Raw genomic sequence first — 25,610 nt, forward strand, 5'->3', positions numbered from 1 at the left:
ATCATAAGGATTGAAATTATTATTAATAGAATGACTATATATTTCAGTATAAATTCAATCGCTTTATATAGTACAAAAAAAATAAAAATAATCCCACCAATGATAGGTGCTATTACACTTTCAAAAAAACTTTTTCTGTTTTTGCAGTTTTGGAATCTTTATTCAAGGTATTGCATTCCTCTCTCTACAGGTTAACTTATGAACAATGTTTTCATTCTATCTTCAAAATAGGTCTATAGCATGTATCCTATTAGAATTTGAGCTATTCCTGATTCATTTTATTTCTTTTTCTTTCTTTTTTTCCATCTCTTCATAAAGCTTTAGTCTTTTCTGACGTTCTCTTTCATGTTCTTCCCATGAAATATAAAACGACGGAAATTTAAATCTGCAATAGGCTAATAATTGAAATTCAGCTGCGCCAATGGCTACCGAATATAGTATAAGAGTCAATACGGAATAAAAACCTATTTGTTCCAATGTATAATTGTTATGAATATAAATTAAAATCAAGAGAGTTAGTACGTAGAGTACCGCACCAATCATTAAATAATCTTTTGTCTTACTAAAAAATGAAACTGAATTTTCTCCCATACTAAATGCACCTTCGCTAGGTTGCTTAAAGGTATCAATTGTTGTAAAAATATGAATAATAAAAGCTCCTAACAATAATAAGGCTACATAAGTCAATGTAATGCGATCATTTGAATAACCGAAAATACTTGAAACAACTACTGTTACAAATCCTATAGTCGCAAGTTGAAATGCATATAACAATATAACTATAGCTTGTAACTTTTGAAATTTAAAACGAGCTTTAGGAAATAAATATACAATAAGAAAAATAATTTGTATGCTATACAAAAATAACTCTATTTTAATAATTGTTTCCTCGAGTAAAGTAGGGTATACTGACCAACCAAATTTTATCAACCCATAAATTACGCCCAACATTACTAATGAGTTAAATACGATTGAACCTAGCATAAATCCCACAGCACCCTCAGGGCTTAAACGATCTCTACATGTAATTCTAAAGAAATCTAAATCTTCTTCTTTTATTTTCAACATTCATTTACTACCTACTTCCTAATTTTGATTGCTACTAATTCAATATTAATTTGTATTGAATTAACTCTTCAAAAAACTGCACCGGCTTTTTCTCAAACACATGTGCATTTTCTACAAGTATTTTCTTCTCAATATTCAGTAAAATTTTTGCACTTCCCCCCCCTAATCACCACTTCATTATAATTATGTAGTAGGTTAGGACATAATTTTGCATAAAAAATATTATTACCCTTCAAATTTATCCCAAATCACTGTTCCTTTTTCAAGAATAATATGATCCAGTGCCTCTAAAGCATTATCTCCTGCCCAACCTGTTGATTTAAATATTCTTCCTGATTCTGATATGTATAAATTTACTCCGAAATCATATAATGAACCTACAGGAATAACTTTATCATCAATATAATCCTCTAAACCAAAACACGAACTATCTAACACACCTATCACTTCCTTAATACAAGTGGTATGTTCAGATATTGCCTTAGATCCATCTGACCAAATCTTTTCAACATTGATTCGTAATTCTCCAAACTCCTCCATAAATTTTTTTGCACTTTCAAAAACCTCAAAGCCTCTTTCTTCAAGAAACTTTACATTTTCTGATATGTCTATTTTTCTACCTTCATACCATCCCGCTTTTTTTAATTCTTCTATTGCCTTATTTGATATTTCCATTTTCATTCCTCCTAGTAATCAATGTTATAGAATCCAAAAAACGTTCTAATATAATTATCACAAGGTTCAGCAAAACTACCTCGTAAGTTTTCCATTCTAATCATAAATTTATCATGGTAGTCGTAAACAAATTGTTGGAAATGAAGATATTAATTATATTTCTCTTCAACTTCTCATACCCTACGTCCACCTTTTCTATTTAACTTATTTTCCTATACTTATTTCACCATCTTCCTTTCTTCTTTTGAGTTTTGACATACAAAAGACTCATTCCTCTTCACCTTCAAGTTGGAATGAGCCTTTGAAAATTCCTCAAGTATGCTTATCAGTTTTCTAACGTTTTGGTTGTTAATTTCATTTAAAAATCCACATTTTAAGATGTAAACATTTTTTATCTTTGGAAAATATCCATTAGATCCGTTTAAACAAAATTCTTGAAAGGTTCGACTGACGCATTCTTTAATCAATGGGAAAATTGTATTTTTCCAGAAACTTATCTAGTAATGTATCCTTATTAGATATAACATTTTCGATTTTTTTATAAGGTGTATCACCGTACTCTTCTATAATGTGTTCATTCACGTCAAGCAAAACTTGTTTAACTTCTTGATGTATGCTTTCTCGGCATCTTATCACAATTGCATAGTACCAATCTTTTTTATTAAATTTAATCAAAATAAAACTTTTTGGTTCTTTAAGACTCTTTATTAAACGGATAATCTCTGTTTCAGATTCATGGTCTTGTATGTGCGCCATCTTATTTTTTCTTGTTAAATCAACGGGAATTCCCATTATTTCACCTATCCGCTCTACTAGTTCATCAATATATTCGTTAGGAAATTCATATTCGTATTGCACTAAAGAATCTTGTTTCATATATCCTCTATCCTTAATAAAATTAATCTGTAATGATCCTAACATTTCTCAATTTATATATACCCTAGAGCATTAGTTTATTTATGTTCTTGCAGCAAGTTTTACTTAATAACTTCTATTATATATCATTATTAAAACATGGATTTGAGTTAATAAAGAGTTATACAAGAAGTTAGATAAAGGCTCTAAAATAGAAGTACTAGAATACAAAGGAAAGACAATCATGTATGATAGTTACGATGTAAGGTAAGGGGTATTATATTGAAAAAGAAACGGTTTAGAATTGGTTGTATTGTAGTGTTTCTAGTGTGCACGTTCCTACTCATAGGGGTAGGAACGTACAACGAGATACAAGCTAGAAAACATGGTAAGACAAGTATAACTGAAGTAGTAGATATGAAAGAGTACACATCTAAAGGGTTTAAGACTTATGAAATCAAGTACAAAGTAGATGGTGAAACGCACACAGGTAGCGTAAGTAAGAAAGTATACAAACGTTTAGACATTGGTTCTCGCATTGAGGTTGTTGAGTACAAAGGAAAGACTATGCTATTTGAAAGTTACGATTCAAAGTAAGGGGTATTGAAATGAGTACACGTAACGAAAGACGTAAAAGCCAAAACAAAGAGGTAAAATATTGGGGTATCTTTTTATCTTTTATGGTTTCTGCAATACAGACATCAGAAAAATTTAAAGTACAACGTAAAGGTAAACCAGTAATAGTTGAAGTAACAGCAAAGAAGGAGCATATATTCTTAGTCTTTCATACTTCTTATGAAGTGGAGTACACCTATGAAGGTAAAACATACTCAGACAAAGTAAATAAAAAGATATATGACAAACTAGACGTTGATACGAAAATAGAAGCATTGAAGTACAAACGTGAAGTAAAACTGCATGACAGCTACGACTCAGATTAAGGGGTATAAGAAATGAATCACAGACGTAAGAAAAAGAAGAAACCAATAAGCTTAAGAAAAGCACCAAATAAGGTAAAACCTGTGATAGAAGAAGAAAACCCAAAAGAGGATAAGAGTAACAAGTTCGTTGAAATTCTCATTGTTATTCTTCTCATTCCTCTTATTATATGGGCAGTATTAGAGGGTTCTAATAAACAGTTAAGTAAGAGGGCAACTCTTGTTATTATAAGTATTATCTTCTTAATCATAGCAGGTGTAGTTATAATAGGAGACAAATAAAGGGGTATGTGTTCACGAATAATAAAGTTGTTAAAAAATAATAAAGTCATTTCAAAAATAAAATAGATGTTTTGAAAAATGGTATTAATTAGAATTTATACTTTTTATCCTGTATGATGAAAATGGGGATATTCCGGTATTTTTATAGTTAAGAAAGAAGTTATTCTTAAAGGGGTAGTTCAGATGTTTAATAGGAGAAACATTCATATTCGAGTTGTTGACAAAGACGGGGAAGTTTATCATGAGTTTGATGTATCAAAGGTAGAGTTAGAAGAAATAAAAGAAAACAAACATCAAGTTCGTATGGTTAAAGAAAATGTATACGAGATAGTAGAAAGTGATGAAAACTTAGAGTCACTAGGTGAAGAACTAGAAGAATTAGAAGAAATAATGCTAGAAATAGAGCAAGAACGAGCAGAAGAGAAAGCGAAACAGAAAGAAAAAAAGAAATGGAGTACGAAAAAGAAAGTAATCGTATTTGGACTTATCTTTATCGTGTTTATTGTTTTACCTATAATTGAGGGGTTTCAAAATGCGGTACTGTTAGATGAAGGTAAACCGATAGAAGCACAAATCGTAGGTAGGCATGTAGAGAAAGAGAAAATCATCTTTACACACCCAACACTAGAAATATTCGTAGACGGTAAATACGAAGATGTATGGGTAAGAACAGAGACTTATAATGAAGCAAAATTTGGTAATAAAGTCCGTGTCGTCAAAAAGAAAGATGGTGACATTGTATTAGACCCTCGATATGACTACGAGGATTTAATTGTAAAGTAGCAATCAAGAAGGGGTATGTTTTTAATATTCGCTTCTCAAATTAAACAACATTATTATTTGCAAAAATCGAAACCATTAAAACAAAAAAACAAATTTAAAATAACTTTAATAACCTCCTATCATATTGTTGATGGGAGGTTATTTCCTTTCTGAAGATAAAATTAAAGAGCTTTATTATCTCGATACAGTATGTTATGAGTGAAAAGAAATTCATAAACTTAGAGAAAGACCCAGAGTATGTAGACGACTATGTTGTATTTAAGAGTACAAAGTTTGGAAAAACCTACTACTTAGATTCATCTTTAAAAGCGTATACAGAGTATGAACTTGAAGAGTATATCATGAAACTTGAAGCATACAAGAAAAAGAGAAGGAAGAAGGCTTGGATGTATGTAGGTATTTTCGTCTTATTCTGTTTGGTCTTGTCAGTTATAGAGGGATATCAAAACAAGGAATTAGTCAAAAACGGCAAAGCAAAAGAAGTTATGGTTCTTGGGAAACACATTGAAGGAGGGTATCACCCTACCTTAGAGTTGTTTGACAATCACAAAATGAAAAAGATATGGGTGAAACAGGAACTTTACGATAAAGTATATCCGACTGACAAGATACGAATCATTGAATATAAAGGTGAAGTGAAGTTAGACCCTAGGTATGACGATAAAGACTTAGTTATACAGAAGTATAAGTTTGGGAGGTAATTGTAATATTGAATAAATCTAACCGTTTCTAGAGGAAACGGTTAGATTTACGAGAGAAAGTTTATTCACTCGTATTTCTTTAAAACAATAGCTGCATTATGACCTCCGAAACCAAATGAGTTAGATAGACCCGTATTTATTTTCACTTGGCGAGCAACAGAAGGTACATAATCTAGATCACATAATGGATCAGGATTTTCTAAATTAATTGTTGGAGGAACTATCTCTTCCTTTATGCTCATTGCTAAAGCAATTGCTTCAACTCCACCAGCTGCCCCTAACATATGACCAAGCATAGATTTATTAGCTGTTACTGGAATCTGATAGGCTTGTTTTCCAAACAGCTGTTTAATAGCCATTGTTTCGGAGATGTCTCCCACTTTTGTACTTGTTGCATGGGCACTAATAACATCAATTTCTTCAGGCGATATATTTGCATTTTTTAAAGCTGATTTCATTGCAAGATAGGCACCTTTTCCTTCCGGATGTGTAGCTACGATATGGTGTGCGTCTGAACTTGCACCATATCCAATAACTTCTGCATAAACCTTTGCCTCTCTACGTAAAGCATGAGATAAAGATTCTAAGATTAGAATTCCAGCTCCTTCTGACATGACAAATCCATCTCGATTTTCATCAAACGGACGACTAGCTTTAGTGGGATCATCGTTTCTTCTTGATAATGCTGTAGCATTACCAAAGCTTGCTATTGATAAGTCTGTTATAGCTGCCTCTGTTCCACCTGCGAACATAACGTCAACTTCTCCAGAACGAATTAGTCTAAAGGCTTCACCAATAGCTGTATTTCCAATTGCACAAGCAGAAACGGGCGACAAAGAAGGTCCCATTGCGTTCCACTTAATACTAATTTGGGCTGCAGCAGCATTAGAAATCATGGCAGGTACTAGGGTCGGGCTAACTCTTCTAGGTCCCTTCTGTCTAAGCACATCAATATTTTCAATCAAGGTTCCAATTCCCCCTATACCTGAACCTACATATACGCCTAACCTTTCTACATCTATACGATCGAGGTCTAACTTAGAATCTATCCAAGCTTGTTCAGCTGCAGCCAAAGCAAATTGAGAAAAACGATCTAAACGTCTAGCTTCGTTCTTTCCTAAAACTTCATCTGCATCAAAATCTTTGGCAATACCTGCAATCTTTGTCTTATGATTAGTAACATCAAATGTATCAATAGTGGATATACCAGATTTCCCGTTAATCAAATTGTTCCAAAATGTTTGGATATTGTTTCCTATAGGGGAAACTACCCCCATACCAGTAATTACAACTCGTTCCACTTTTCATCCCTCCAAATCAATAATTTACTAGTATTTTACATCTTTTTTATCCTATTACAAGGGATAGTTTATCCTGGTATAATTACTACTAGGTTAAATTGATATGATGAGGAGTTTTAAAAGTGAATGATAAAACTAGGATTGAAGCTTTGTCGACATTCTTAAAAGCTAAGCGTGCCCAAATTAAGCCTGAGTCTATTGGTTTACCTGCCGGAACCCGGAGAAGGACACCTGGATTACGAAGAGAAGAGGTTGCACAATTAGCAGGTGTAAGTACCACTTGGTATACATGGCTAGAGCAAGGAAGAGATATTAAAGTTTCTTCAATCGTACTTGATTGTATTTCTACAGCTCTACAATTAAATAATGATGAAAGAGACTACTTATATGACCTGGCATTAGAGACAAAATTAGAAATTACAAATCAAAAAAAGAATCAATCCGAGCTTAGTCCTTCTTTAAAGCGAATACTAACTGAATTAACATATTGTCCGACTATCATTACAGATCGACATTGCCATATAGTGGGTTGGAATCCTGCAGCTGCTCATGTTTTTTTAGATTTTGAACAAATACCGAATGATCAAAGAAATTTGATTCGTTTAGTGTTCACAAGAAAAGAATTTAAAACATTGGCCGTCAATTGGGAACATTTTGCGAAAGGTTTTCTTGCTATTTTCCGTACCTATTACGGACACTATTTAGGCGATGAATGGTACAACCAATTTATTAAAGAAATGAGTTATTCACATTCAGAATTTCAGGATTTATGGCAAGGGAGTCAAGTAAGTAAAGCTCCAGAAATGATAATTGAATTCAGACATGCTAAAGCAGGCAAAATGTTGTTTAATTTAACTTCTCTTCAAGTTCAAGGGGATATGGACTTACGGTGCAGTATCTATACACCAGTAGAGGAAACGGATACAGAAAATAAATTAAAGCGATTAATGAAAAGGGTTTCGGTTAAAAATTAATAAAGTGAAACTTTAATCAGTAGAGGTTTTCTTCATCCCCCACTGATTATCAGCCCTCACCAATCGGGTTTTTACGGGCAGTTTGTCTCCCACCTAACTTCTTTGCTTTCGCTGAATTTTGAAGTGGGAGTATTACTGCCCGTTAATGCGGGATAAAGTAATTTCATTACACTAGCGAAATGATACTGATTACTGAACGTAGTCAGTATTCCTTATGGGAAAAAGAGTTAACTTTACTGTTGCCCTCTTGTTCCACGGACGGATGGCGTTAGTTGAAGAAAAATAAGCTAATTTGCATTCGTGTTTCTATTTTCGTTATTCCATTATAGGGTGCGATTGTTTAAGATCAAAGGTAGAAAACAATCAAACTTTTTTATAAAACCGAAACCTAAATTTACTAGAGAAGAATCTATTTTGATCAATCTTTTTCAAAATAGATTTATTTATCATAGAATACGGGTTAACATGATATTTTCAATCAAACTTTATTTTAAAGCTACACCCAGCTTCTTTGTATAAAAATAGAACCATTGCTTCCTCCATTAGAAACGTTGGTTCTACTCTTATTTAAAATAGAAATTTATTTTTTCTTTTCATTACATCTTTCATTTAGAACAAAAGATGACTAAGTAGCAGAGTAAGTAAAATTATTATTTAGTTCCATCAATTAAAATCACTTAAAAAATATTATTACCCTTTAAATTTATCCCAAATCACTGTTCCTTTTTCAAGAATAATATTATCAAATGCCTCTAAAGCAGTATCTCCAGCCCAACCCATTGCTTCAAATATTCTTCCTGATTCTGATATGTATAAATTTAATCCGAAATCAGATAGTGAACCTATAGGAATAACTTTTTCATCAATATAATCCTCTAAACCAAAAAACGAACTATTTAACACACCTATCACTTCCTTAATGCAAGTGGTATGTTCAGATATGTCCTTAGTAACCCCATCTGGCCAAATACTTTCAACATTGAATTGTAATTCTCCAAACTCCTCCATAAATTTTTTTGCACTTTCAAAAACCTCAAATCCTCTTTCTTCAAGAAACTTTATATTTTCTGATATATCTATTTTTCTCCCTTCATACCATCCCGCTTTTTTTAATTCTTCTATTGTCTTATTTGATATTTCCATTTTCATTCCTCCTAGTAATCAATGTTATAGAAATCCCAAAATGTTCTACTACAATTCTCACGAGGTTTAGCAAATCCACCTCGTAAATTTTTCGTTCTAACCATAAAATTATCATGGCGGCCTTAAACACATTATTGGAAATAAAGGTATCATTATGGTGATTTTCTTTAACACGCTCTGTCGTTTACACGTAGGCACGGCAATTGTTTCTTTGGCACCGATGGTATTGCGAGTTTCATACTTATCAAATCGTTAAATCTCGCATGGCTTGTATGAAAGCATCCATGTACTTCATGTTCAGTGTCGATGAGTTGTCCTACTTTGCTGCTAGAATCATAGGGCACACAGGAATAATATCGAAAGTTTCCTGACATCAATATCAGTAATTGTTACCTCTATTTAGAATTAAGAAAGAAAGACTCCAATAGATACATCATTAGCATCCACTGGAGTTTCATCAAAAATACCCATTTATCATCTGATAAAATTCTAATATCAACATCCGGGTTTATACTCAAAGGCTTAACAAAATATCTTACTATCTCTTCATTTGTAAACCTCATACAATGCTCTGCATCTTGATATAATTCTTCTTTTCTCACTTCTTAAACACCGTTCCTTTCATAAAATGGCTGATCAATTTCAGTAATGTCACAAGAACTATCACAGCCGATGAAAAGGGCTGGATTTACCAATCTAATGGTGTAACTACCAAATACCTTAACCATTATCTAAGTTGGTTTCATAGTTAAATTTCGTAGTGATCATACAGCAGTTAGCAAAAGGATTGTGGAAAATTCATTATTCCCGACTGATACTACTTATGATAAACTTAAATTATCACATTTTCCAAATCAAACCAATTAAGACGTTTAAAATAGGGAATTGTTAATTGTTTGTGATACTGGAGGGGGAAAGTTGACTACTATCTATGTAAGCTGGGGAGAATCAAGAGTTAAATTAACTTGGGAAAAGAACAATAAACTCCCACAAAATGATTTAATTACGAGTGTACACGGCTGTTGTTTTCAAGAGAATAAATTATTATTGGTTGATTTAAACCATAGAGGATGGGATTTTCCAGGAGGACACATTGAATTAGATGAAACTCCAGAAGAATGCTGTAAACGTGAGGCGATAGAAGAAGGTTATGTAGAGGGAGCATGCGAATTGTTAGGACACATAATCGTTGACCATAGTGAAAATCCACTCTGGAATGAAACTAGTCCTTATCCTAAAATTGGCTTCCAAGTATTTTACAAAATGTATATAACAAACCTGCAACCATTCGAAGCTAAATATGAATCTGTACAACGTAAATTTGTAAATCCTAATGATATATCCTTATACCATCATGAATGGAACAGCCTTTATCAAGAAATATTAGATTGTGCTTTACAATAGCAATATAAAAAGACTTTCAAATCAAGAAAAGTCTTTTTATATTATCAACAATATTCATTAACATCGCCTTTTACTTATTTCTATAACTCTATTTCTAACATCATCGTTATACATTTTTACACTTTAATTCGATAATTTTGATTAACAGATCAATAAAATCTTATAAATCTAATACCGTTTTTTCTTCTACTATTCTATCTACTGCATTCTTTTTTATCCATTTGTGAAATACAGAGCGTTCTATAAATTCCATATTTAACTCAGCTCCTACTACATACATAGCTAAAGTATCAAATTCATAATCATTGTGAAAATAAATCAAAACAGGAAGAACTAGTGCATATATTATACTCCCCATCATCGCATTCCATTTTGTATTGCTAAAAAACGAAGCGGGTCTTTCATCTAGACTAAACGCACCTTCACTCGCCTGTTTAAAAGATACCTAGCCTTATATGAAGCTCGTGTTCCTCAGACCAGAGATTTGCCGCCGATTTCCTTCAGATTCCACGTCACCATGGAGTCTTGAGATAATCACTACTACTGCCTTCATGATTCAGGACTTGAGCCCTAGAGAATAGACGCATGCTGGGCGCCCAACAAAAAAGAGACTTAATGAATTTTCATCAAGTCTCTTTTTGTTCTTATCACTATCCAGCTGCAGCGGCTAGAATAGTTAGTCGTTTCGCACCTTCCTGCGAGACAAAGAACGCCTCTGCGTCAGGAGCTCCAACACCCTCTTGTTCTAAACGAGCCGCTTTCGCTTTTATACTATCCAACTTCGCCTCCTAGACCCTTCCGTCTAAACAGTCGGCTCCGCTTTCATCAAGGAAAACGAGGGAATTGTCCAAAGTCCGGACTGCGTTTTTCTTTGAACGCATCGCGGCCTTCTTTTGCTTCGTCTGTTGTGTAGTATAGTAGCGTTGCATCGCCAGCTAGTTGCTGAATACCCGCAAGGCCGTCTGTGTCTGCATTAAATGCAGCTTTTAAGAAGCGAAGTGCCATTGGGCTGTTTGCTAAAATTTCTTCTGCCCACTTCACAGTTTCTTCTTCTAGTTGTTCTAATGGTACAACTGTGTTAATTAAGCCCATATCAAGCGCTTCTTGTGCGTTGTATTGACGGCATAGATACCAAATTTCGCGTGCTTTCTTATGACCAACCATACGAGCTAAATAACCAGCGCCGTATCCTCCGTCAAAGCTTCCTACTTTTGGACCTGTTTGGCCAAATACTGCGTTCTCTGCTGCGATTGTTAAATCACATACGATGTGAAGTACATGTCCGCCTCCGATTGCATAACCTGCTACCATTGCGATAACTGGTTTTGGAATTGCGCGAATTAAGCGTTGTAAGTCTAATACGTTTAGGCGTGGAATTTGATCTTCCCCAACGTATCCACCATGGCCGCGAACTTTTTGGTCGCCGCCAGAACAGAATGCACGTCCACCTTCACCTGTTAAAATAATAACGCCAACATTTTGGTCATCGCGTGCATGTGCAAACGCATCGATTAACTCCATTACCGTTTTTGGACGGAATGCATTATGTACTTCAGGACGGTTAATCGAAATCTTTGCGATTCCATTGTATGTGGAGTAAATAATATCTTCGTAATTGCCTTCTTTTACCCATTCAATCGTCATGTATTTCTACCTCCTTTTATGTTTTGCAAAAAGCCCCTTACTATTGTATCAAACTTTTGCGGTTGTTCCACATGAATTGCATGGCCCGATCCAATAATTTGCACAAATTCAGCATGAGGGATCTGTTTTTTCATCTTTGTTAAGATGTAAAAGAATTTTTCATCATGTTCTCCGCTCATGAGTAAGACGGGCATTTGCAAGTGTTCTAGTTCATTCCACCAAGATGGCTGCGCTCCTGTTCCCATACCTCGCAGGCTATTCGCAAGGCCTCTTGGATGATTCGCTAATCTTTCTTCACGTACACTTGCTTGTACATGAAGAGGTAATTTTTTTTGCGTAGCAAAGAGCGGAATATTTTCCCACTTTTCAACAAACGCCGCTACGCCTTCTTGTTCAATCTTGTTTGCAAGCTGTTCATCCTTCTGTCTGCGCTCTTTCCGTTCTTCTTCCGTTACAAGTCCTGCTGTACAGTTTTCTAATAAAAGAGATGAGATGCGCTTTGGATATAAACAAGCAAGCGTAAGCGCCAGGCGCCCTCCCATAGAATACCCTAACAGATGCGCTTTCTCAATTTGCAAATGATCAAGCACAGCAATAAGGTGCGCAGCTACTGTTTCTATGTGATAGTGCTGAACTTCTTTTGGACTTTCTGTTTTACCATGTCCGATAAGATCAACTAAAATGACTTGAAACTGCTCGCTCCAGGCCGGAACAAATGAACGCCACGTTTCCATACTGCCGGTGAAGCCATGAAGGACAAGAAGCGGCTCCCCGCTTCCAATCACTTCATATTCGTAAGAAACTCCGTGTACGTTCACTTTCATTTCTCTTCACCTTGCAGTGCTTCTGAAACAACTGATGTTGCTCTTGCCATCATGTCGCGGTGAAGCTGCAAGTTTTCTTCGCGGTCTGTTTTTATTTCAATGACATGTAGTCCATCTTCTCTCGTTCCTTGTTCCACTTCATGACGAAACGCTTCCCATGTATGTACACGCTGGAATGAACCGTTATACATCTTAACGACATGCTCATAATCCAGTCCGAGCGGCGTGCCAAATAGCGCTTCAAAATGTTCTTTTTGTCCATACTGTGGTAAAAATGAGAAAATACCGCCGCCATCATTGTTTACAACAACAATAGTCGCATGTAAATCATGCAGTTTTGCCGCTAACAATCCGTTTAAATCATGGTAGAACGATAAATCTCCCACAACTAAGACGAGCGGCGTGCGAGCTACACTTACTCCAAGCGCTGTCGAAACAATGCCGTCAATACCGTTTACACCGCGATTAGCTAGTACTTCAATATTCTTCTCATTTGTGAAGAAAAACGTATCTGTATCGCGAATCGGCATACTATTACTTACAAATAAAGTTGCATCGCTTGGCAAAACATCTACAAGTTCTGTAATGACTTTTCCTTCAAATGCATGCTCATACGATTTCATTTCCGTAAGCTTCTCTTTTACTGCGGCATTCATATGTTGCCACATACGAAGCCACTCTCGCTTGCTTTGCTGCTTCGCACCATTTACAAGTTGCTCACAAAATGTAGCGTCATTTGCATACACAACTTCTGTGGACATAAGCACCGGATCTCGCCAATTTCCAGATTCGTCAACGACAATATGCAATGCTTCTGTTTGCTTTTTCAAATATTGTGTAAGTGCTTTGGAAACCGGCATACCGCCAAAACGAATAATCACATCTGGTTTCCAGCTAGCACGAAGTTGTTCGTTACGTAAAAAAGTGTCATAGCAATCGATAATTGTCTCTTTATCATGAAGACCGCTACGCAGCCCAGAAAGCGGATCTGCAACAATCGGATAACCGTATGCTTTAGAAAAAGCCACGACAGCTTCTGCAATATTCGGATGACTATCATCTCCACATATAATAAGCCCCTTTTCCATATGCGAAAGGCGCTCTCGTAAAGATGCTGCATATTCATCCGTCACTGCTATTTTCCCTTGATGAACGGTTGCCCCGTATTCTTCGCGGCCTTTTTCCCATAATCCCTCTAAAGAAAAATCGGGAATTAACGGCTCACGAAGCGGAAAGTTTAGATGAACAGGACCTTTTGGTGTTTGCAACGCCCCTGCTACTGCTCGCCTAGTTGTCATCCGTGCATACCGATACATTGGTTCTGCTGCTTCTGGAAGTGCCATTTCTATAAATTGTTTCACAAACGAACCGAACAAATGGAATTGATTCATCGCTTGCGGTGCACCAATATCTCGCAATTCATGCGGACGATCCGCTGTTAACACGAGAAGCGGGACACGCGAATGAAATGCTTCGCATACAGCGGGATAATAGTTTGCTGCTGCTGTTCCTGACGTACATAACAAGGCGACAGGGCGTTTTTTTGCCTTCGCAATACCAAGCGCAAAAAAGGCCGCTGATCTTTCATCTACATGTAAATATGTGCGAATTTGTTCATGCTGCGCCATTAATAAGGCAAGCGGCGTTGACCGCGACCCCGGGCTAATGACAACATCTTCTACACGCAGGCGCGCCAATTCATCAACAAACGCGCCTAAGTAATATGATAACGCTTCTATATGATCGCTCATCTAGATAGTCCCTCCAAAGCAGAAAGCATCGGCTTAAATTTCAATCTTGTTTCTTCATACTCTAAATGTGGCTTCGAATCCATGACAATACCGCAGCCGGAAAATAATGAAACATGTTTGCCAGACAATAACCCGCAGCGAAGTGCTACCGCAAACTCGCCGTTTCCTTGCTCATCAATCCAGCCAATTGGGCCTCCGTATAAACCACGGTCTAGTAGTTCTACTTCACGAATCAGTTTTAGTGCCTCTTCTCGCGGCGTTCCTCCAAGAGCTGGTGTTGGGTGAAGCTCTTCAATAATCGATAACAAATCACCATTTCCGTTTGCCTCTACTGATGTGTATAAATGAAGTAAATTTTTCGTCTTCAATAAGCTCGGTTCATATGGAATATCAACTGTTTCACAATGCTTCGTTAACACACTGCGAATCATGTTTACCACATAAGCATGCTCTGCTAAATTTTTCTTATCGTGCAAAATTTCGTATCCATTCTCTTTCGTTTCCTCTTCTGAAGCACCTCGTCCAATCGAACCGGCAAGACACATAGATGTATATGTTTCTCCTTCTTTGCGAAGAAGCCTCTCTGGCGTTGCCCCTAAGAAGCACGCTCCTTTATAATCAAACGCAAATACATAACAATCCGGTTGTCCAATGCGAAGTGCTGCCAAAACAGAAGTCGAATCCATATCTTTATCCATAACAAGTTGCATTTCACGAGCTAACACAACTTTTTGAACAACTCCCCGCTTCATTTCTTCCTGCACTTGTTCAATTGCTTGCAACCATTTCTCTGGTTCTACCTCTACTTTTGAAAGAATGGTTACATTTTCTTCTGCAAAGGAATGCTTGCTTTGCTGCAGTAGTTGCTTCTCAGCACTTTGCAATTCCTCGTAAATTTTTTCCGCACAATCATTTCCAGATACGAAACGGTTTACTGTTAACCAAGCTTTTTCACTCTTTACCGTTAACAAAAAGGCTGGTAATTGCAGCGTTGTATCGTCAAACGTCTTCCACAAATCTGTTCTTTCTTTTCGCGGATCGAAAGAAAAACCACCAAACAAAAGCGGTCCTGTCCCAAATTCATAAGCACCGCGGTGAATTACTGCTTCTTCTCTCACCTTTGCCCACTCCCTGCGAGCATTTCGAAAGCGCTTTTCAGAAGAATTTGCTATAGTAAAAGCAGAACCTACTCCAGCGAAAATAACGTGCTGCGCTGGGTCTGCAAAGTAACATCTATCTCTATATCCAAATTGTGTTCCTGCTGCATAAAAAAGGAGTGGATCGACCCATTCCACTTGCTTTACAACACTAACGAGTACTTGCTCCTCAGTTGCGCGCTGAATTGCAGTCAGAATCACATCTTTTACATCATGCTGTTTCGTTTGAATCACAGAATCTCCCCCCTATGGGCGAAAAATAGTCATAAATACGCTTGATTTTAAGATACACCTCAAATGAAAGGTGTGTCAATGTTTAGCATTTCTGAGAAAATCCGAGCACATTCCTAGAAAATAAACGTTGACACTATATGACGCTTTTCCTACACTTAATTGTGTGCTTTGCCCGTGTTAGGACTCATTTTATTTTATACGATAGACAGATAGGAGGATTCCATATGGAAGCAAAAGTTGAGATGAATTCCTCTTCCATGCAGCCAAAGCCAAGTAAACAAACAGGCTGGCGTATTTGGTGGAGCTTATTACGTCCTCATACATTAACTGCAGCCTTTGTGCCTGTTTTTATTGGAACAACTTATGCGATGCAAGTTGAAGGTATTAACAAAATAAATATACCTCTTTTCCTTATCATGCTTCTTGCTTGCCTTCTCATACAAGCAGCAACAAACATGTTTAATGAATACTTTGATTACAAAAGAGGACTCGATCATGAAGGATCTGTCGGAATTGGCGGTGCAATCGTTCGCGATGGGATTCAGCCAAAAACAGTATTGAACTTAGCGTTCGGATTCTTTGGCATTGCGATTTTATTAGGAGTTTACATTTGTATGAACTCCAGTTGGTGGCTCGCAGCGCTCGGTCTTGTATGTATGGCTGTTGCCTATTTATATACAGGCGGTCCACTTCCAATTGCCTATACACCTTTTGGCGAATTAACAGCCGGCTTATTTATGGGTGTTATTATTATTGGAATTTCATTCTTTATTCAAACTGGAATGGTAACATCAGAAATTGTATTACTTTCCATTCCAAATGCAATTTTAATCGGTGCCATTCTACTTGCGAATAATATTCGCGATTTAGATGGTGACAAAGAAAACGGCAGAAGAACATTAGCTATTTTAGTTGGACGAAACAATGCAATAGGCGTATTAGCATCTATGTTTATCATTTCTTATATATGGACGATTGCCCTTATTCTTGTCGGTATTGCCTCTCTGTGGATGCTTGTAGTCTTTTTAAGTGCTCCAAAGGCATTTAAAGCAACGAAAGGTTTTATCGGAAAGAGCATCCCAATGGAAATGGCACCTGCGATGATTGCCACAGCAAAAACGAACACCATTTTTGGATTTTTAATGGGAATTGGGTTATTACTTGGATATTTCCTATAAGAAAAGCGCAAGTGTGAAGGCACTTGCGTTTTTTTATTGTGTATTCATGTCACATTGTGTAGAAAGGTCTTTATATTGCACAAAAACACCGTTATATTAACGTAATAATTCCCGCAATTGGGCTCATACTACTTAAAGAAACCGAATGTAGGAAGGTGGATTTTATGCTAACTCCACAACAAATGGATCATTTTCAATCTGTACTACAAAAGCAAAAACAAGAGCTGGAACAAACGCTGCAAAATCATGAGAGCCCGGGACAAGCTTCTGAACGCGATGCAGTTGGTGAACTCTCAGCGTATGATAATCATCCCGGGGATATGGGAACAGAATTGTATGAACGCGAAAAAGACTTAGGATTGGTAGAATTTTGGCATAAACAACTTACAGATGTAAAACATGCCTTGGAAAAAATAGAGGCTGGAACATATGGGACTTGTGAAGTATCAGGCGAATCGATTCCGCTTGAACGTTTAGAAGCAATGCCAACTGCAACCACTTGTATCGAACACACACATAATAAGCTAATCCTTGGCGCACGTCCAATTGAGGAAGAACTTATCGAACCTCCTTTTGGAAAATATGATATGGATAGTGCCGTTGGATATGACGCTGAAGATGCCTGGCAAGACGTTGCTTTATACGGAACGTCCGAAACTCCTGCTGATTTAGAGCGACGCGATTCTAAAAACTTTAATGAAATGTATGTAGATGCCGAGGAACCACGCGGGTATGTTGAGGATTTTGAAAACTTTATCGGAACAGATATGTATGGAAAAAACGTGCAAGTATATGCTACAGAACAACATGAAGAATATGAACAAATGTTAGACGATTACGAAGCAAGAACCTTTAAAGGCGAACTTTCCTCAGACGAGTCCAGTTCAAGGCCATAAAAAAAAGAAACATTCCTTATTCAGGAATGTTTCTTTTTGCCGTCATTACTTTTTAGTAACGTTAGCAGCTTGAGGTCCACGGTTACCTTCAACGATTTCGAAAGAAACTTCTTGACCTTCTTCTAAAGTTTTGAAGCCTTCGCCTTGAATTGCAGAGAAATGTACGAATACATCTTCGCCACCTTCAACTTCGATGAAACCGAAACCTTTTTCGCCGTTAAACCATTTTACTTTTCCTGTTTGCATTGCATGTACCTCCTAAAATAAAAAAATCTATCTATTGGAAACTACATACAAAGGTCGAGATAAACATCACGATTTTCTCATAAGCAAATGCTTTGAAACGAACACGCTTTATTTCCGTACCACATTATGCAGCTCAATAGTTCTTTTACTATATCATGCCCGAAATAAAACGTCAAACAAAACAGAAATACCTTGCTTGAAAATTTACAAAACTTGTATTTTCTATTTGGAAATGTTTCATTATAATATAAGTATAACGATACATATTTATAATTGGGGTGAAATGATGAAAGCACATGAAATCGAATATAAATTATATGGCGATGATATGCAATTTGTTGAAATTGAATTAGATCCAGAAGAGAGCGTAGTCGCTGAAGCCGGTGCTATGATGATGATGGAAGACAATATTGAAATGGAAACAGTATTTGGTGACGGTTCCGCCCAAACAGGTGGATTTTTCGGTAAGCTTGTTGGTGCTGGAAAACGCCTTGTGACAGGCGAAAGCTTGTTTATGACTGTATTTACCAATACAGGGTATGAAAAACGTCACGTCTCATTTGCTGCTCCGTATCCTGGGAAAATTATTCCTGTGGATTTAACGAGATATCAAGGAAAAGTAATCTGTCAAAAAGATTCTTTCCTATGTGCTGCAAAAGGTGTTTCGGTCGGTATTGAATTTACGAAAAAAATGGGCAGCGGTTTCTTCGGGGGCGAAGGATTTATTATGCAAAAGCTTGAAGGTGACGGCCTTGCGTTCATGCATGCTGGTGGAACAGTATATCAACGTGATTTAAAACCAGGAGAAACATTACGAATTGACACAGGTTGCCTTGTTGCTATGACAAAAGATGTTGACTATGACATTCAATTTGTTGGCAATGTAAAAAGCGCAATCTTCGGCGGAGAAGGCCTATTCTTCGCAACATTACAAGGACCTGGAACAGTTTGGGTTCAATCCTTAACATTAAGCCGCTTAGCGCAGCGCATCATGGGACCAGGAGCAAAAACTTCTGGTGAAGGCAGCATTCTTGGTGGAATCGGCCGCATTCTTGATGGAAACGAATAATCTTGTAAAAGAATGAAACATATATCCTCCTCATATATTGAATTATACTTCATCATGAGGAGGACTTTTCTATGCCAACTTCTGTATCCTTTCATAAGGATACCGCTGTATTGTTAGCTACATGCTGCGAATTAACATATGAGCAATATAGCCAAAATGGCATTTTTACTATTCCGAAAGGTTTCCGGTATGTACAAGGATTTCAAGCAACCGCTATTCAAATGACAGCATGGTTTGGATTCATTTTAGAGTCAGACGATCAAATTATTGTAGCCTTTCGCGGAACACAATCAGACCGTGATTGGATTGCTGATTCTATCGTCCAACAAAAACCGTACCCATTTACTGCAAACAGCGGGAATGTTCATAGTGGTTTTCTTTCTATTTATGAATCATGCCGAGATACAATTATGGACACCCTTGTTTCCTTGCCTTCCTCTAAAGCTCTTTTCGTTACTGGACATAGTTTAGGAGGAGCCCTCGCTACCTTGCATATACTAGATGCTCGTGTAAACACTTCATTCTCTCATTACACGCTCTACAGTTTCGGCTCTCCAAAAGTCGGTGATATCGCCTTTCGCAATTATTATAAAATACAAGTTGCTAATAGCTTTCGTTTCGTAAATTTATTTGATGTTGTTCCGCTTCTCCCTCCCCGTAAAGTACAATTTGAAGGAAATGAATGGGAATATTCCCATACCCATCGTAGTATGACATTTACAAAAAATATGCATTCCTTTATAAAAAACCATCACATTACAACATATAAAACGGCAATTTCTACTCATTTCCAAAGGGATACATTGGAAGAATTGTAGTAATCTTTTATACTTATTTACGATGGACACGGTATATATAGATACAAATTGAAAACACGACATAAACCCTCTTTTTTTAGGTGGGCGAGAGCAACTGGCCATACATAGAAGCGGTCAGGGCCTTTTTCTGCCACGTGCGATGTTTAAAACAAAAGAAGCAGGCCAGTAGGAGGGCATGTTGTATTCCGCATAGCAGCGATTTATATGTTGGAAAATCAAAGTGGATTTATATATTATATACAGCGTTCCATTCTATTTCTGTAGTAAAGTAAAACGACTTGGAATTTTCCAAGTCGTTTTTCATATCGAACAACGTCGAAGGGTCTTTATCCCGCTATTCGTGGGCAGTAAAGGCTAGGGAAGCACGGGGAAGAAAACTGCCCGTAAAAGCCCGATTGGGCGGGCTAACCATCAGTGAGAAAAGCTTCACTGTTGGAAGTTTCATTTTATCCCGCTATTCGTGAGCAGTAAAGGCTGGGGAAGCACGGGGAAGAAAACTGCCCGTAAAAGCCCGATTGGGCGGGCTAACCATCAGTGAGAAAAGCTTCACTGTTGGAAGTTTCATTTTATCTTGCCCTCATACCTTCTGTGATTCTCCAAATATCATAACTGTACTGCAAAATTGTTCGATCACTTGCAAAATGACCTGATTTCGCAATGTTCATCGTACTTATTTCCAACCATTTTTTTCGATTTTCATATGTTTCTCCAACTTTTTCTTGCATATCTGCATATGGTGCGAAATCCCGGAGAACAAAATATTCATCATTCTGAATAAGAAAAGAATCAAAAATGGCTTCAAACTCATCGCCCGCATCTTCAAAAAAGCCATTTGTCAGCTGATTGACAACTTTTTGAATGCGCATATCATGATGATAATAATCGCTTGCACGGTATCCGCCATTTTGGTAATAATGCAGTACTTCTTCAGCCATTAAACCGAAAATAAAAATGGCTTCATTCCCAACAGCTTCTTTAATTTCAACATTCGCACCATCTAGCGTACCTAGTGTTATTGCACCGTTCATCATAAATTTCATATTTCCGGTTCCCGATGCTTCTTTACTTGCAGTTGAAATTTGTTCGCTCACATCTGCTGCTGGGAAAATATCTTCAGCAAGTGAAACACGATAGTTTTCTAGAAAAATAACTTTCATATATTGATTGATATGCGGGTCATCATTTACTTTTCGTGCCAATTCATTTATGAGTTTAATAATCTTTTTTGCATAATAATAACCAGGCGATGCCTTTGCACCAAAAATAAATGTACGCGGATAAAAGGAAAAACTAGAATCTTCTTTTAAACGATTGTACAAATATAAAATATGCAATACATTTAACAATTGCCGCTTATAAGCGTGCAGACGTTTTACTTGTACATCAAAAATGGAATACGGATCCACAACAATACCAGTTTGTTTTTCAATCCGTTTCATCAACAATTCTTTTCGCACTTGTTTTACATTATGGAGCGCATCCTGGAACGCTGCATCGTATTTATAATTTCCTAAAACTTGCAGCTGATCCGGTTCTTTCATCCACTCCGTTCCAATCGTGTCACAAATTAATTTCGATAGTTGCGGATTTGCTTTTAATAACCAGCGCCGGTGCGTAATTCCATTTGTCTTATTATTAAACTTCTCTGGGTAAAACTCATAAAACAATCGCATTTCTCGCTGTTTTAATATTTCCGTATGAATTTTCGCAACGCCGTTTACACTATGACTCCCCACAATCGCCAAATGCGCCATTTTCACAAGCCCATGAGCGATAATCGCCATGTTCTCGATACGATTCCAATCATACGAATAGCGGTCCCATAACTCATGACAAAAACGCTCATTAATTTCTTGTACAATCATATAAATGCGCGGTAATAACGGTTCAAAAATATGAATCGGCCATTTTTCTAACGCTTCCGATAAGGTTGTATGATTTGTATAAGAAATCGTGTGTGTTGTAACATACCACGCATCTTCCCAGCTCATCTTTTCCTCATCAAGCAAAATGCGCATTAATTCTGGAATTGCTAAAACCGGATGCGTATCATTAATATGAATGGCAATTTTCTCATGCAGATTACGAAGCGTGCCATTTCGTTCCCGGTGCAACCGCACAATATTTTGTAGGCTGGCCGACACAAGAAAATACTGCTGTTTCAAACGAAGTATTTTCCCTTCATCATGCGTATCATCTGGATATAAGAACTCCGAGACGGCTTCTGTTTCTCGTTTATACTTTAATACATCCTTGCAGTTTGGCGGAAATGGAACCGGCTCTGCACTCCAAAGGCGCAATGTATTAACAGTACTTGTCTCATACCCAACAACAGGTACATCATACGGAACAGCCACAATTGTTTCCGCATTGATATGCCGAAACTCAAGACGCTCACCAGACTGAAATGTATCAACTTGTCCCCAAAAACTAACTTCCACCGCTTGGTCATGCCTTCGCACTTCCCAAACATTCCCGTGCCGCAGCCATTGCTCTGGCAGTTCAATTTGATAACCATCCACAATTTTTTGATCGAACAAACCGTGCTTATAGCGAATCCCACACCCGTGTCCTGGTAAATTTAACGAAGCAAGCGAATCAAGAAAACAGGCTGCTAAACGACCAAGTCCACCATTTCCGAGGCCAGCATCCGCTTCCATTTCCTCAAGATCTTGCAAATAAATCCCAAGCTCTTCTAATCCTCGTTCACATACATCACGTATTCCTAAATTTAATATATTACTTCCTAACAAACGCCCTAATAAAAACTCAATTGATAAGTAATACATTTGCTTCTGATTATCTGTCCGGTACCGTTCATTCGTCCCAATCCAGCGCTGACTAATATATTCACGTACCATATGACCAAGCGTATTATATTGATCTTGCACAGCCGAATCTTTAAAACTTTTTCCATACATTGTTTCTAGTTTTTCTAAAAAAGCAGCTTTAAAATTCTCTGTATTTGAGAACAACTTTCTCACCTCTTTCAAAGTGAAACTTCCAGCAATGGTTTTTCCACTGCTGGTTCGTTCTATCACTTGTTAACAGAAAAAACCGGTTGCTTATGATTACTCTTCTTTTCTTCCTCATTCGTTTGCGGTTCTTGATTTGAACCCGACAAGCTTTCATATAGCTCTTTATATTTCTCGGCAGACTGCTTCCAGCTATAATCCTCCGTCATCGCACGTTTCATAAGAGACTGCCATATCTTTTTATCGTGATAATAGTGCAGTGCACGCTGCACGGTATGCAGCATATCGTGCGCATTAAAGCTCGTAAAACTAAAACCATTTCCTTCATTTGTATATTCATTGTACGATTGAACAGTATCGTTTAAACCGCCTGTTTCCCGTACAATTGGAATCGCTCCGTACATAAGAGCAATGAGCTGCCCAAGACCACATGGTTCAAATAAAGATGGCATTAAAAATAAATCGGCTCCGGCATATACTTGATGTGCCAGTTCTTCATGAAACCCGATATATACTTTCACTTTATCTGAGTATTCATATGCCATTTGTTCAAAAAATTGTTCATATTCTTTATCGCCTGACCCAAGCACAATACATTGCACATCTTCTTGCATGATTTCATGAAAAGCATGACGTACTAAATCTAATCCTTTTTGCTTCGTTAAACGAGTAACCATTGCAATAATTGGTGCATCTTCTTTTTCTGGTAATCCAAAATAACGCTGCAGAGCACGTTTATTCTCTCTTTTGTTATAGAGTGAATTTGCATCATACATTGCCGCTATCGTTTTATCATTCTTTGGGTTGTACAAAACATCATCAATTCCATTCACAATCCCAACAAGTTTATCGTTATATTTACGCAATAAACCATCTAACTTCTCTCCGAAAAACGAATATTGAATTTCTTCTTTATATGTCGGACTTACCGCTGTAATGATATCAGAGGCAATAATTCCGCCTTTCATAAAGTTAATGTTTCCGTAAAACTCAAGTTGTTCACTATGAAAATACTCATCACCAAGCTCTAATAAGTCATGCATAACGATACGCGGGAACACACCTTGAAACTGCAAATTATGAATCGTAAAAACAGTCTTTATCTTTTCGTACAATGGCTGCTCACGATATTTTTCTCGCAATAAAAAGTTTGCCATCGCTGTATGCCAATCGTGACAATGCAGAACATCCACTTCAAAATCTAAATGCGGAATACACTCTAATACAGCCTTTGAGAAAAATGAAAAACGTTCGCCATCATCATAATGACCATATATCGAATCACGTTTAAAGTAATACTCATTGTCGATAAAGTAATACGTAATTCCTTCATGTTCCATTTTCAAAATACCGCAATATTGATTACGCCAGCCAAGCTGAACCGTAATCACTTTATGAAGCACACATTTTTTTCTTATATGCTCCGGAATTAAACTATAATAGGGAAGCATAACACGCACGTTCATTCCAAGTTTTTGTAACGCCTTCGGAAGCGCCCCGGCTACATCTGCTAATCCACCCGATTTAATAAATGGTACGCACTCTGATACTGCAAATAAAATATTCACTGTAATCGTTTCTCCGCAATAGCTAAGCATAGGTAAAACAGTTTCCTATGCCTCACATGCAGATTCCTCCTCTCGATTCTGATCTTACTGCATTGTTACATTACTACTTTGAATCTTTCCTTTCTCTACAACAAATGGATAACTTGAACCAGTTAATGTTGTTCCATCTTCAATTTTTACATCCTTATCAAGGATTACACCATCTAGTATACAATTCTCTCCAATTTGACTCTTTTGCATAATAATACTATTACGAACGATAGAGCCTTTTCCAATCTTTACAGAACGAAAAACAACGCTATTTTCTACTTCCCCTTCAATAATGCTGCCGTTAGCGATCATCGCATTATGTACACTTGCCTCTTTTCCGTACCTTGTTGGCGGTTCATCCTTTACTTTCGTAAAAATTGGCGCTTCTTTTTTAAAGAGTTGCTTCCAAATGTGCGGCTGCAGTATCTCTAAACTATGTTTGTAGTAACTTTCAATTGAATCTATGACTGCCACATAACCAGTATGCTCATATCTTTCCATACGCAATGAAGTGTTTCGTTTTTCTTTGACAACATCAAGTAAGCTATAATAGCCCATATCTTGATACGTCTCAAACAGCTGTAATAATAACTCCTTCTTCAGTACATACGTCTGAAGCGACATACCACGGTGACATACTTCCGTAATATGTGCGTTTGTATATAAATGACGCTCTAATACAGCTTGGAAATCAAGCGCTGTTACAACATGACTGTTTGTAATGACAACATATTCTTGCTTACTACGTAAAAAGTAGTCAGTATGTCTGCTAAAATGAGCAAACGATCCAAACTCATCTTGAGTACATTGGCAATTTGGAGGAAATAAAAATAAGCCGTCGCGTTTCCGATCTAAATCCCACTGTTTCCCAGAACCGAGATGATCCATGAGCGAACGATTTTTATGACTTGTGAAAATAGCTACGCTATGAATATGAGAATTTACCATATTGGAAAGCATAAAATCTATTAAACGGTAACGTCCGCCAAACGGCAATACCGCCAATGATCGATGATTTGTTACTTGCTGCAGTGATGGAAAATTCTCTGTCGCATTAATAATTCCTAACATTGATTCTCTCACTCATCTCATCCCC

Annotated in this window: 25 protein-coding genes and 2 pseudogenes; 12 read left to right on the plus strand and 15 right to left on the minus strand. The window is 37.0% G+C overall.

Annotation, left to right across the window (positions count from 1 at the left end; translation table 11 throughout):
- Positions 1-273 precede the first annotated feature (273 nt).
- From MR076_RS04430 to MR076_RS04440, 3 genes are all read right to left on the minus strand, one after another.
- Positions 274-1,068: a hypothetical protein gene (locus tag MR076_RS04430; RefSeq protein ID WP_242218067.1), complete on the minus strand. Its 795-nt coding sequence runs from the start codon at positions 1,066-1,068 to the stop codon at positions 274-276.
- Positions 1,069-1,293: 225 nt separating this feature from the next.
- Positions 1,294-1,743 (minus strand): SUKH-3 domain-containing protein, encoded by a 450-nt coding sequence (locus MR076_RS04435; RefSeq protein WP_242218069.1) that lies wholly within the window; start codon positions 1,741-1,743, stop codon positions 1,294-1,296.
- A gap of 459 nt (positions 1,744-2,202) precedes the next feature.
- Positions 2,203-2,619 carry a hypothetical protein gene (locus MR076_RS04440; protein ID WP_242218070.1) on the minus strand — a complete coding sequence of 139 codons (417 nt, stop codon included), beginning with the start codon at positions 2,617-2,619 and terminating at the stop codon, positions 2,203-2,205.
- Between the two features lie 261 nt (positions 2,620-2,880).
- On the opposite strand from MR076_RS04440, the gene MR076_RS04445 reads away from it, so the two are divergent.
- The 5 genes from MR076_RS04445 to MR076_RS04465 all read left to right on the plus strand — a co-directional run bounded on the left by MR076_RS04445 (position 2,881) and on the right by MR076_RS04465 (position 5,302).
- Positions 2,881-3,195: a hypothetical protein gene (locus tag MR076_RS04445; RefSeq protein ID WP_242218072.1), complete on the plus strand. Its 315-nt coding sequence runs from the start codon at positions 2,881-2,883 to the stop codon at positions 3,193-3,195.
- Positions 3,196-3,206: 11 nt separating this feature from the next.
- A complete protein-coding gene (locus tag MR076_RS04450) occupies positions 3,207-3,539 on the plus strand; it encodes a hypothetical protein (protein ID WP_242218075.1) in 333 nt (110 codons plus the stop codon).
- 12 nt (positions 3,540-3,551) lie between these two features.
- Positions 3,552-3,818, plus strand: coding sequence for a hypothetical protein (locus MR076_RS04455; protein ID WP_242218077.1), 267 nt, complete (start codon positions 3,552-3,554; stop codon positions 3,816-3,818).
- Positions 3,819-4,001: 183 nt separating this feature from the next.
- Positions 4,002-4,601, plus strand: coding sequence for a hypothetical protein (locus MR076_RS04460; protein ID WP_242218079.1), 600 nt, complete (start codon positions 4,002-4,004; stop codon positions 4,599-4,601).
- Between the two features lie 194 nt (positions 4,602-4,795).
- Positions 4,796-5,302, plus strand: a complete 507-nt coding sequence (locus MR076_RS04465) for a hypothetical protein (protein ID WP_242218081.1) — start codon at positions 4,796-4,798, stop codon at positions 5,300-5,302.
- 65 nt (positions 5,303-5,367) lie between these two features.
- Here MR076_RS04465 and fabF read toward each other — a convergent pair whose 3' ends face one another.
- Complete coding sequence (fabF, locus tag MR076_RS04470; protein WP_242218083.1) at positions 5,368-6,603, minus strand: beta-ketoacyl-ACP synthase II; 1,236 nt, start codon at positions 6,601-6,603, stop codon at positions 5,368-5,370.
- 122 nt (positions 6,604-6,725) lie between these two features.
- Between fabF and MR076_RS04475 the strand changes: the two genes are divergently transcribed.
- Positions 6,726-7,577 carry a helix-turn-helix transcriptional regulator gene (locus tag MR076_RS04475; RefSeq protein WP_242218084.1) on the plus strand — a complete coding sequence of 284 codons (852 nt, stop codon included), beginning with the start codon at positions 6,726-6,728 and terminating at the stop codon, positions 7,575-7,577.
- 690 nt (positions 7,578-8,267) lie between these two features.
- Here the strand turns inward: MR076_RS04475 and MR076_RS04480 are convergent.
- On the minus strand, positions 8,268-8,720 hold the full coding sequence (locus MR076_RS04480) for an SUKH-3 domain-containing protein (RefSeq protein WP_242218086.1): 453 nt from the start codon (positions 8,718-8,720) through the stop codon (positions 8,268-8,270).
- A 658-nt stretch (positions 8,721-9,378) separates the two neighbouring features.
- Between MR076_RS04480 and MR076_RS26725 the strand changes: the two are divergent.
- A pseudogene (locus MR076_RS26725) lies at positions 9,379-9,587 on the plus strand (IS1595 family transposase); the annotation flags it as partial.
- A 51-nt stretch (positions 9,588-9,638) separates the two neighbouring features.
- Entirely contained in the window at positions 9,639-10,124 is a 486-nt protein-coding gene (locus MR076_RS04485) for an NUDIX hydrolase (RefSeq protein WP_242218090.1), read from the plus strand.
- A gap of 256 nt (positions 10,125-10,380) precedes the next feature.
- Here the strand turns inward: MR076_RS04485 and MR076_RS04490 are convergent.
- The 6 genes and pseudogenes from MR076_RS04490 to MR076_RS04510 all read right to left on the minus strand — a co-directional run.
- Positions 10,381-10,566: pseudogene (locus MR076_RS04490) on the minus strand (hypothetical protein); the annotation flags it as partial.
- Positions 10,567-10,774: 208 nt separating this feature from the next.
- Positions 10,775-10,903, minus strand: coding sequence for a hypothetical protein (locus tag MR076_RS26330; protein WP_277928358.1), 129 nt, complete (start codon positions 10,901-10,903; stop codon positions 10,775-10,777).
- Between the two features lie 46 nt (positions 10,904-10,949).
- Positions 10,950-11,768 (minus strand): 1,4-dihydroxy-2-naphthoyl-CoA synthase, encoded by an 819-nt coding sequence (gene menB, locus MR076_RS04495; protein ID WP_035432520.1) that lies wholly within the window; start codon positions 11,766-11,768, stop codon positions 10,950-10,952.
- Positions 11,765-12,592, minus strand: a complete 828-nt coding sequence (menH, locus tag MR076_RS04500; protein WP_242218091.1) for a 2-succinyl-6-hydroxy-2,4-cyclohexadiene-1-carboxylate synthase — start codon at positions 12,590-12,592, stop codon at positions 11,765-11,767. Before menH ends, menB begins: the two co-directional genes overlap by 4 nt.
- A complete protein-coding gene (menD, locus tag MR076_RS04505) occupies positions 12,589-14,343 on the minus strand; it encodes a 2-succinyl-5-enolpyruvyl-6-hydroxy-3-cyclohexene-1-carboxylic-acid synthase (protein ID WP_242218094.1) in 1,755 nt (584 codons plus the stop codon). Before menD ends, menH begins: the two co-directional genes overlap by 4 nt.
- Entirely contained in the window at positions 14,340-15,734 is a 1,395-nt protein-coding gene (locus MR076_RS04510) for an isochorismate synthase (protein WP_242218096.1), read from the minus strand. The genes menD and MR076_RS04510 overlap by 4 nt, the downstream gene beginning before the upstream one ends.
- A 224-nt stretch (positions 15,735-15,958) precedes the next feature.
- Here MR076_RS04510 and MR076_RS04515 point away from each other — a divergent pair, with 224 nt between their 5' ends.
- Both MR076_RS04515 and MR076_RS04520 read left to right on the plus strand, forming a co-directional pair.
- A complete protein-coding gene (locus tag MR076_RS04515) occupies positions 15,959-16,912 on the plus strand; it encodes a 1,4-dihydroxy-2-naphthoate polyprenyltransferase (protein WP_242218098.1) in 954 nt (317 codons plus the stop codon).
- Positions 16,913-17,076: 164 nt separating this feature from the next.
- The gene (locus MR076_RS04520) at positions 17,077-17,808 is read left to right on the plus strand and encodes a yteA family sporulation protein (protein ID WP_242218099.1); all 732 of its coding nucleotides are present in this window, start codon (positions 17,077-17,079) and stop codon (positions 17,806-17,808) included.
- Positions 17,809-17,853: 45 nt separating this feature from the next.
- Here the strand turns inward: MR076_RS04520 and cspD are convergent, their stop codons facing one another.
- A complete protein-coding gene (cspD, locus tag MR076_RS04525; RefSeq protein ID WP_035432508.1) occupies positions 17,854-18,054 on the minus strand; it encodes a cold-shock protein CspD in 201 nt (66 codons plus the stop codon).
- A gap of 286 nt (positions 18,055-18,340) precedes the next feature.
- On the opposite strand from cspD, the gene MR076_RS04530 reads away from it, so the two are divergent.
- Positions 18,341-19,123: a TIGR00266 family protein gene (locus tag MR076_RS04530; protein WP_242218102.1), complete on the plus strand. Its 783-nt coding sequence runs from the start codon at positions 18,341-18,343 to the stop codon at positions 19,121-19,123.
- Positions 19,124-19,194: 71 nt separating this feature from the next.
- Entirely contained in the window at positions 19,195-19,941 is a 747-nt protein-coding gene (locus MR076_RS04535; protein ID WP_242218106.1) for a lipase family protein, read from the plus strand.
- Between the two features lie 566 nt (positions 19,942-20,507).
- Here MR076_RS04535 and MR076_RS04540 read toward each other — a convergent pair.
- The 3 genes from MR076_RS04540 to MR076_RS04550 form a co-directional block, all read right to left on the minus strand.
- Positions 20,508-22,916, minus strand: a complete 2,409-nt coding sequence (locus tag MR076_RS04540) for a glycogen/starch/alpha-glucan phosphorylase (RefSeq protein ID WP_242218133.1) — start codon at positions 22,914-22,916, stop codon at positions 20,508-20,510.
- A 62-nt stretch (positions 22,917-22,978) separates the two neighbouring features.
- Entirely contained in the window at positions 22,979-24,484 is a 1,506-nt protein-coding gene (glgA, locus tag MR076_RS04545) for a glycogen synthase GlgA (RefSeq protein ID WP_242218136.1), read from the minus strand.
- Between the two features lie 84 nt (positions 24,485-24,568).
- Complete coding sequence (locus MR076_RS04550) at positions 24,569-25,597, minus strand: GlgC family sugar phosphate nucleotidyltransferase (RefSeq protein ID WP_242218108.1); 1,029 nt, start codon at positions 25,595-25,597, stop codon at positions 24,569-24,571.
- Positions 25,598-25,610 lie beyond the last annotated feature (13 nt).

Origin of the sequence: Bacillus cereus group sp. BfR-BA-01380, assembly GCF_022663535.1 — a bacterium.
GTDB classification, from domain to species: Bacteria; Bacillota; Bacilli; order Bacillales; family Bacillaceae_G; genus Bacillus_A; species Bacillus_A cereus_BB.

Bases quoted from the DNA above. Each gene is read 5' to 3' on its own strand.
- MR076_RS04520 (WP_242218099.1), top strand. From the start codon at position 17,077: ATGCTAACTCCACAACAAATGGATCATTTTCAATCTGTACTACAAAAG.
- MR076_RS04455 (WP_242218077.1), top strand. From the start codon at position 3,552: ATGAATCACAGACGTAAGAAAAAGAAGAAACCAATAAGCTTAAGAAAA.
- MR076_RS04515 (WP_242218098.1), top strand. From the start codon at position 15,959: ATGGAAGCAAAAGTTGAGATGAATTCCTCTTCCATGCAGCCAAAGCCA.
- MR076_RS04460 (WP_242218079.1), top strand. From the start codon at position 4,002: ATGTTTAATAGGAGAAACATTCATATTCGAGTTGTTGACAAAGACGGG.
- cspD (WP_035432508.1), bottom strand. From the start codon at position 18,054: ATGCAAACAGGAAAAGTAAAATGGTTTAACGGCGAAAAAGGTTTCGGT.
- MR076_RS04435 (WP_242218069.1), bottom strand. From the start codon at position 1,743: ATGGAAATATCAAATAAGGCAATAGAAGAATTAAAAAAAGCGGGATGG.
- menB (WP_035432520.1), bottom strand. From the start codon at position 11,768: ATGACGATTGAATGGGTAAAAGAAGGCAATTACGAAGATATTATTTAC.
- MR076_RS04465 (WP_242218081.1), top strand. From the start codon at position 4,796: ATGAGTGAAAAGAAATTCATAAACTTAGAGAAAGACCCAGAGTATGTA.
- menD (WP_242218094.1), bottom strand. From the start codon at position 14,343: ATGAGCGATCATATAGAAGCGTTATCATATTACTTAGGCGCGTTTGTT.
- MR076_RS04535 (WP_242218106.1), top strand. From the start codon at position 19,195: ATGCCAACTTCTGTATCCTTTCATAAGGATACCGCTGTATTGTTAGCT.
- MR076_RS04430 (WP_242218067.1), bottom strand. From the start codon at position 1,068: ATGTTGAAAATAAAAGAAGAAGATTTAGATTTCTTTAGAATTACATGT.
- MR076_RS04450 (WP_242218075.1), top strand. From the start codon at position 3,207: ATGAGTACACGTAACGAAAGACGTAAAAGCCAAAACAAAGAGGTAAAA.
- MR076_RS04480 (WP_242218086.1), bottom strand. From the start codon at position 8,720: ATGGAAATATCAAATAAGACAATAGAAGAATTAAAAAAAGCGGGATGG.
- menH (WP_242218091.1), bottom strand. From the start codon at position 12,592: ATGAAAGTGAACGTACACGGAGTTTCTTACGAATATGAAGTGATTGGA.
- MR076_RS04440 (WP_242218070.1), bottom strand. From the start codon at position 2,619: ATGAAACAAGATTCTTTAGTGCAATACGAATATGAATTTCCTAACGAA.
- MR076_RS04530 (WP_242218102.1), top strand. From the start codon at position 18,341: ATGAAAGCACATGAAATCGAATATAAATTATATGGCGATGATATGCAA.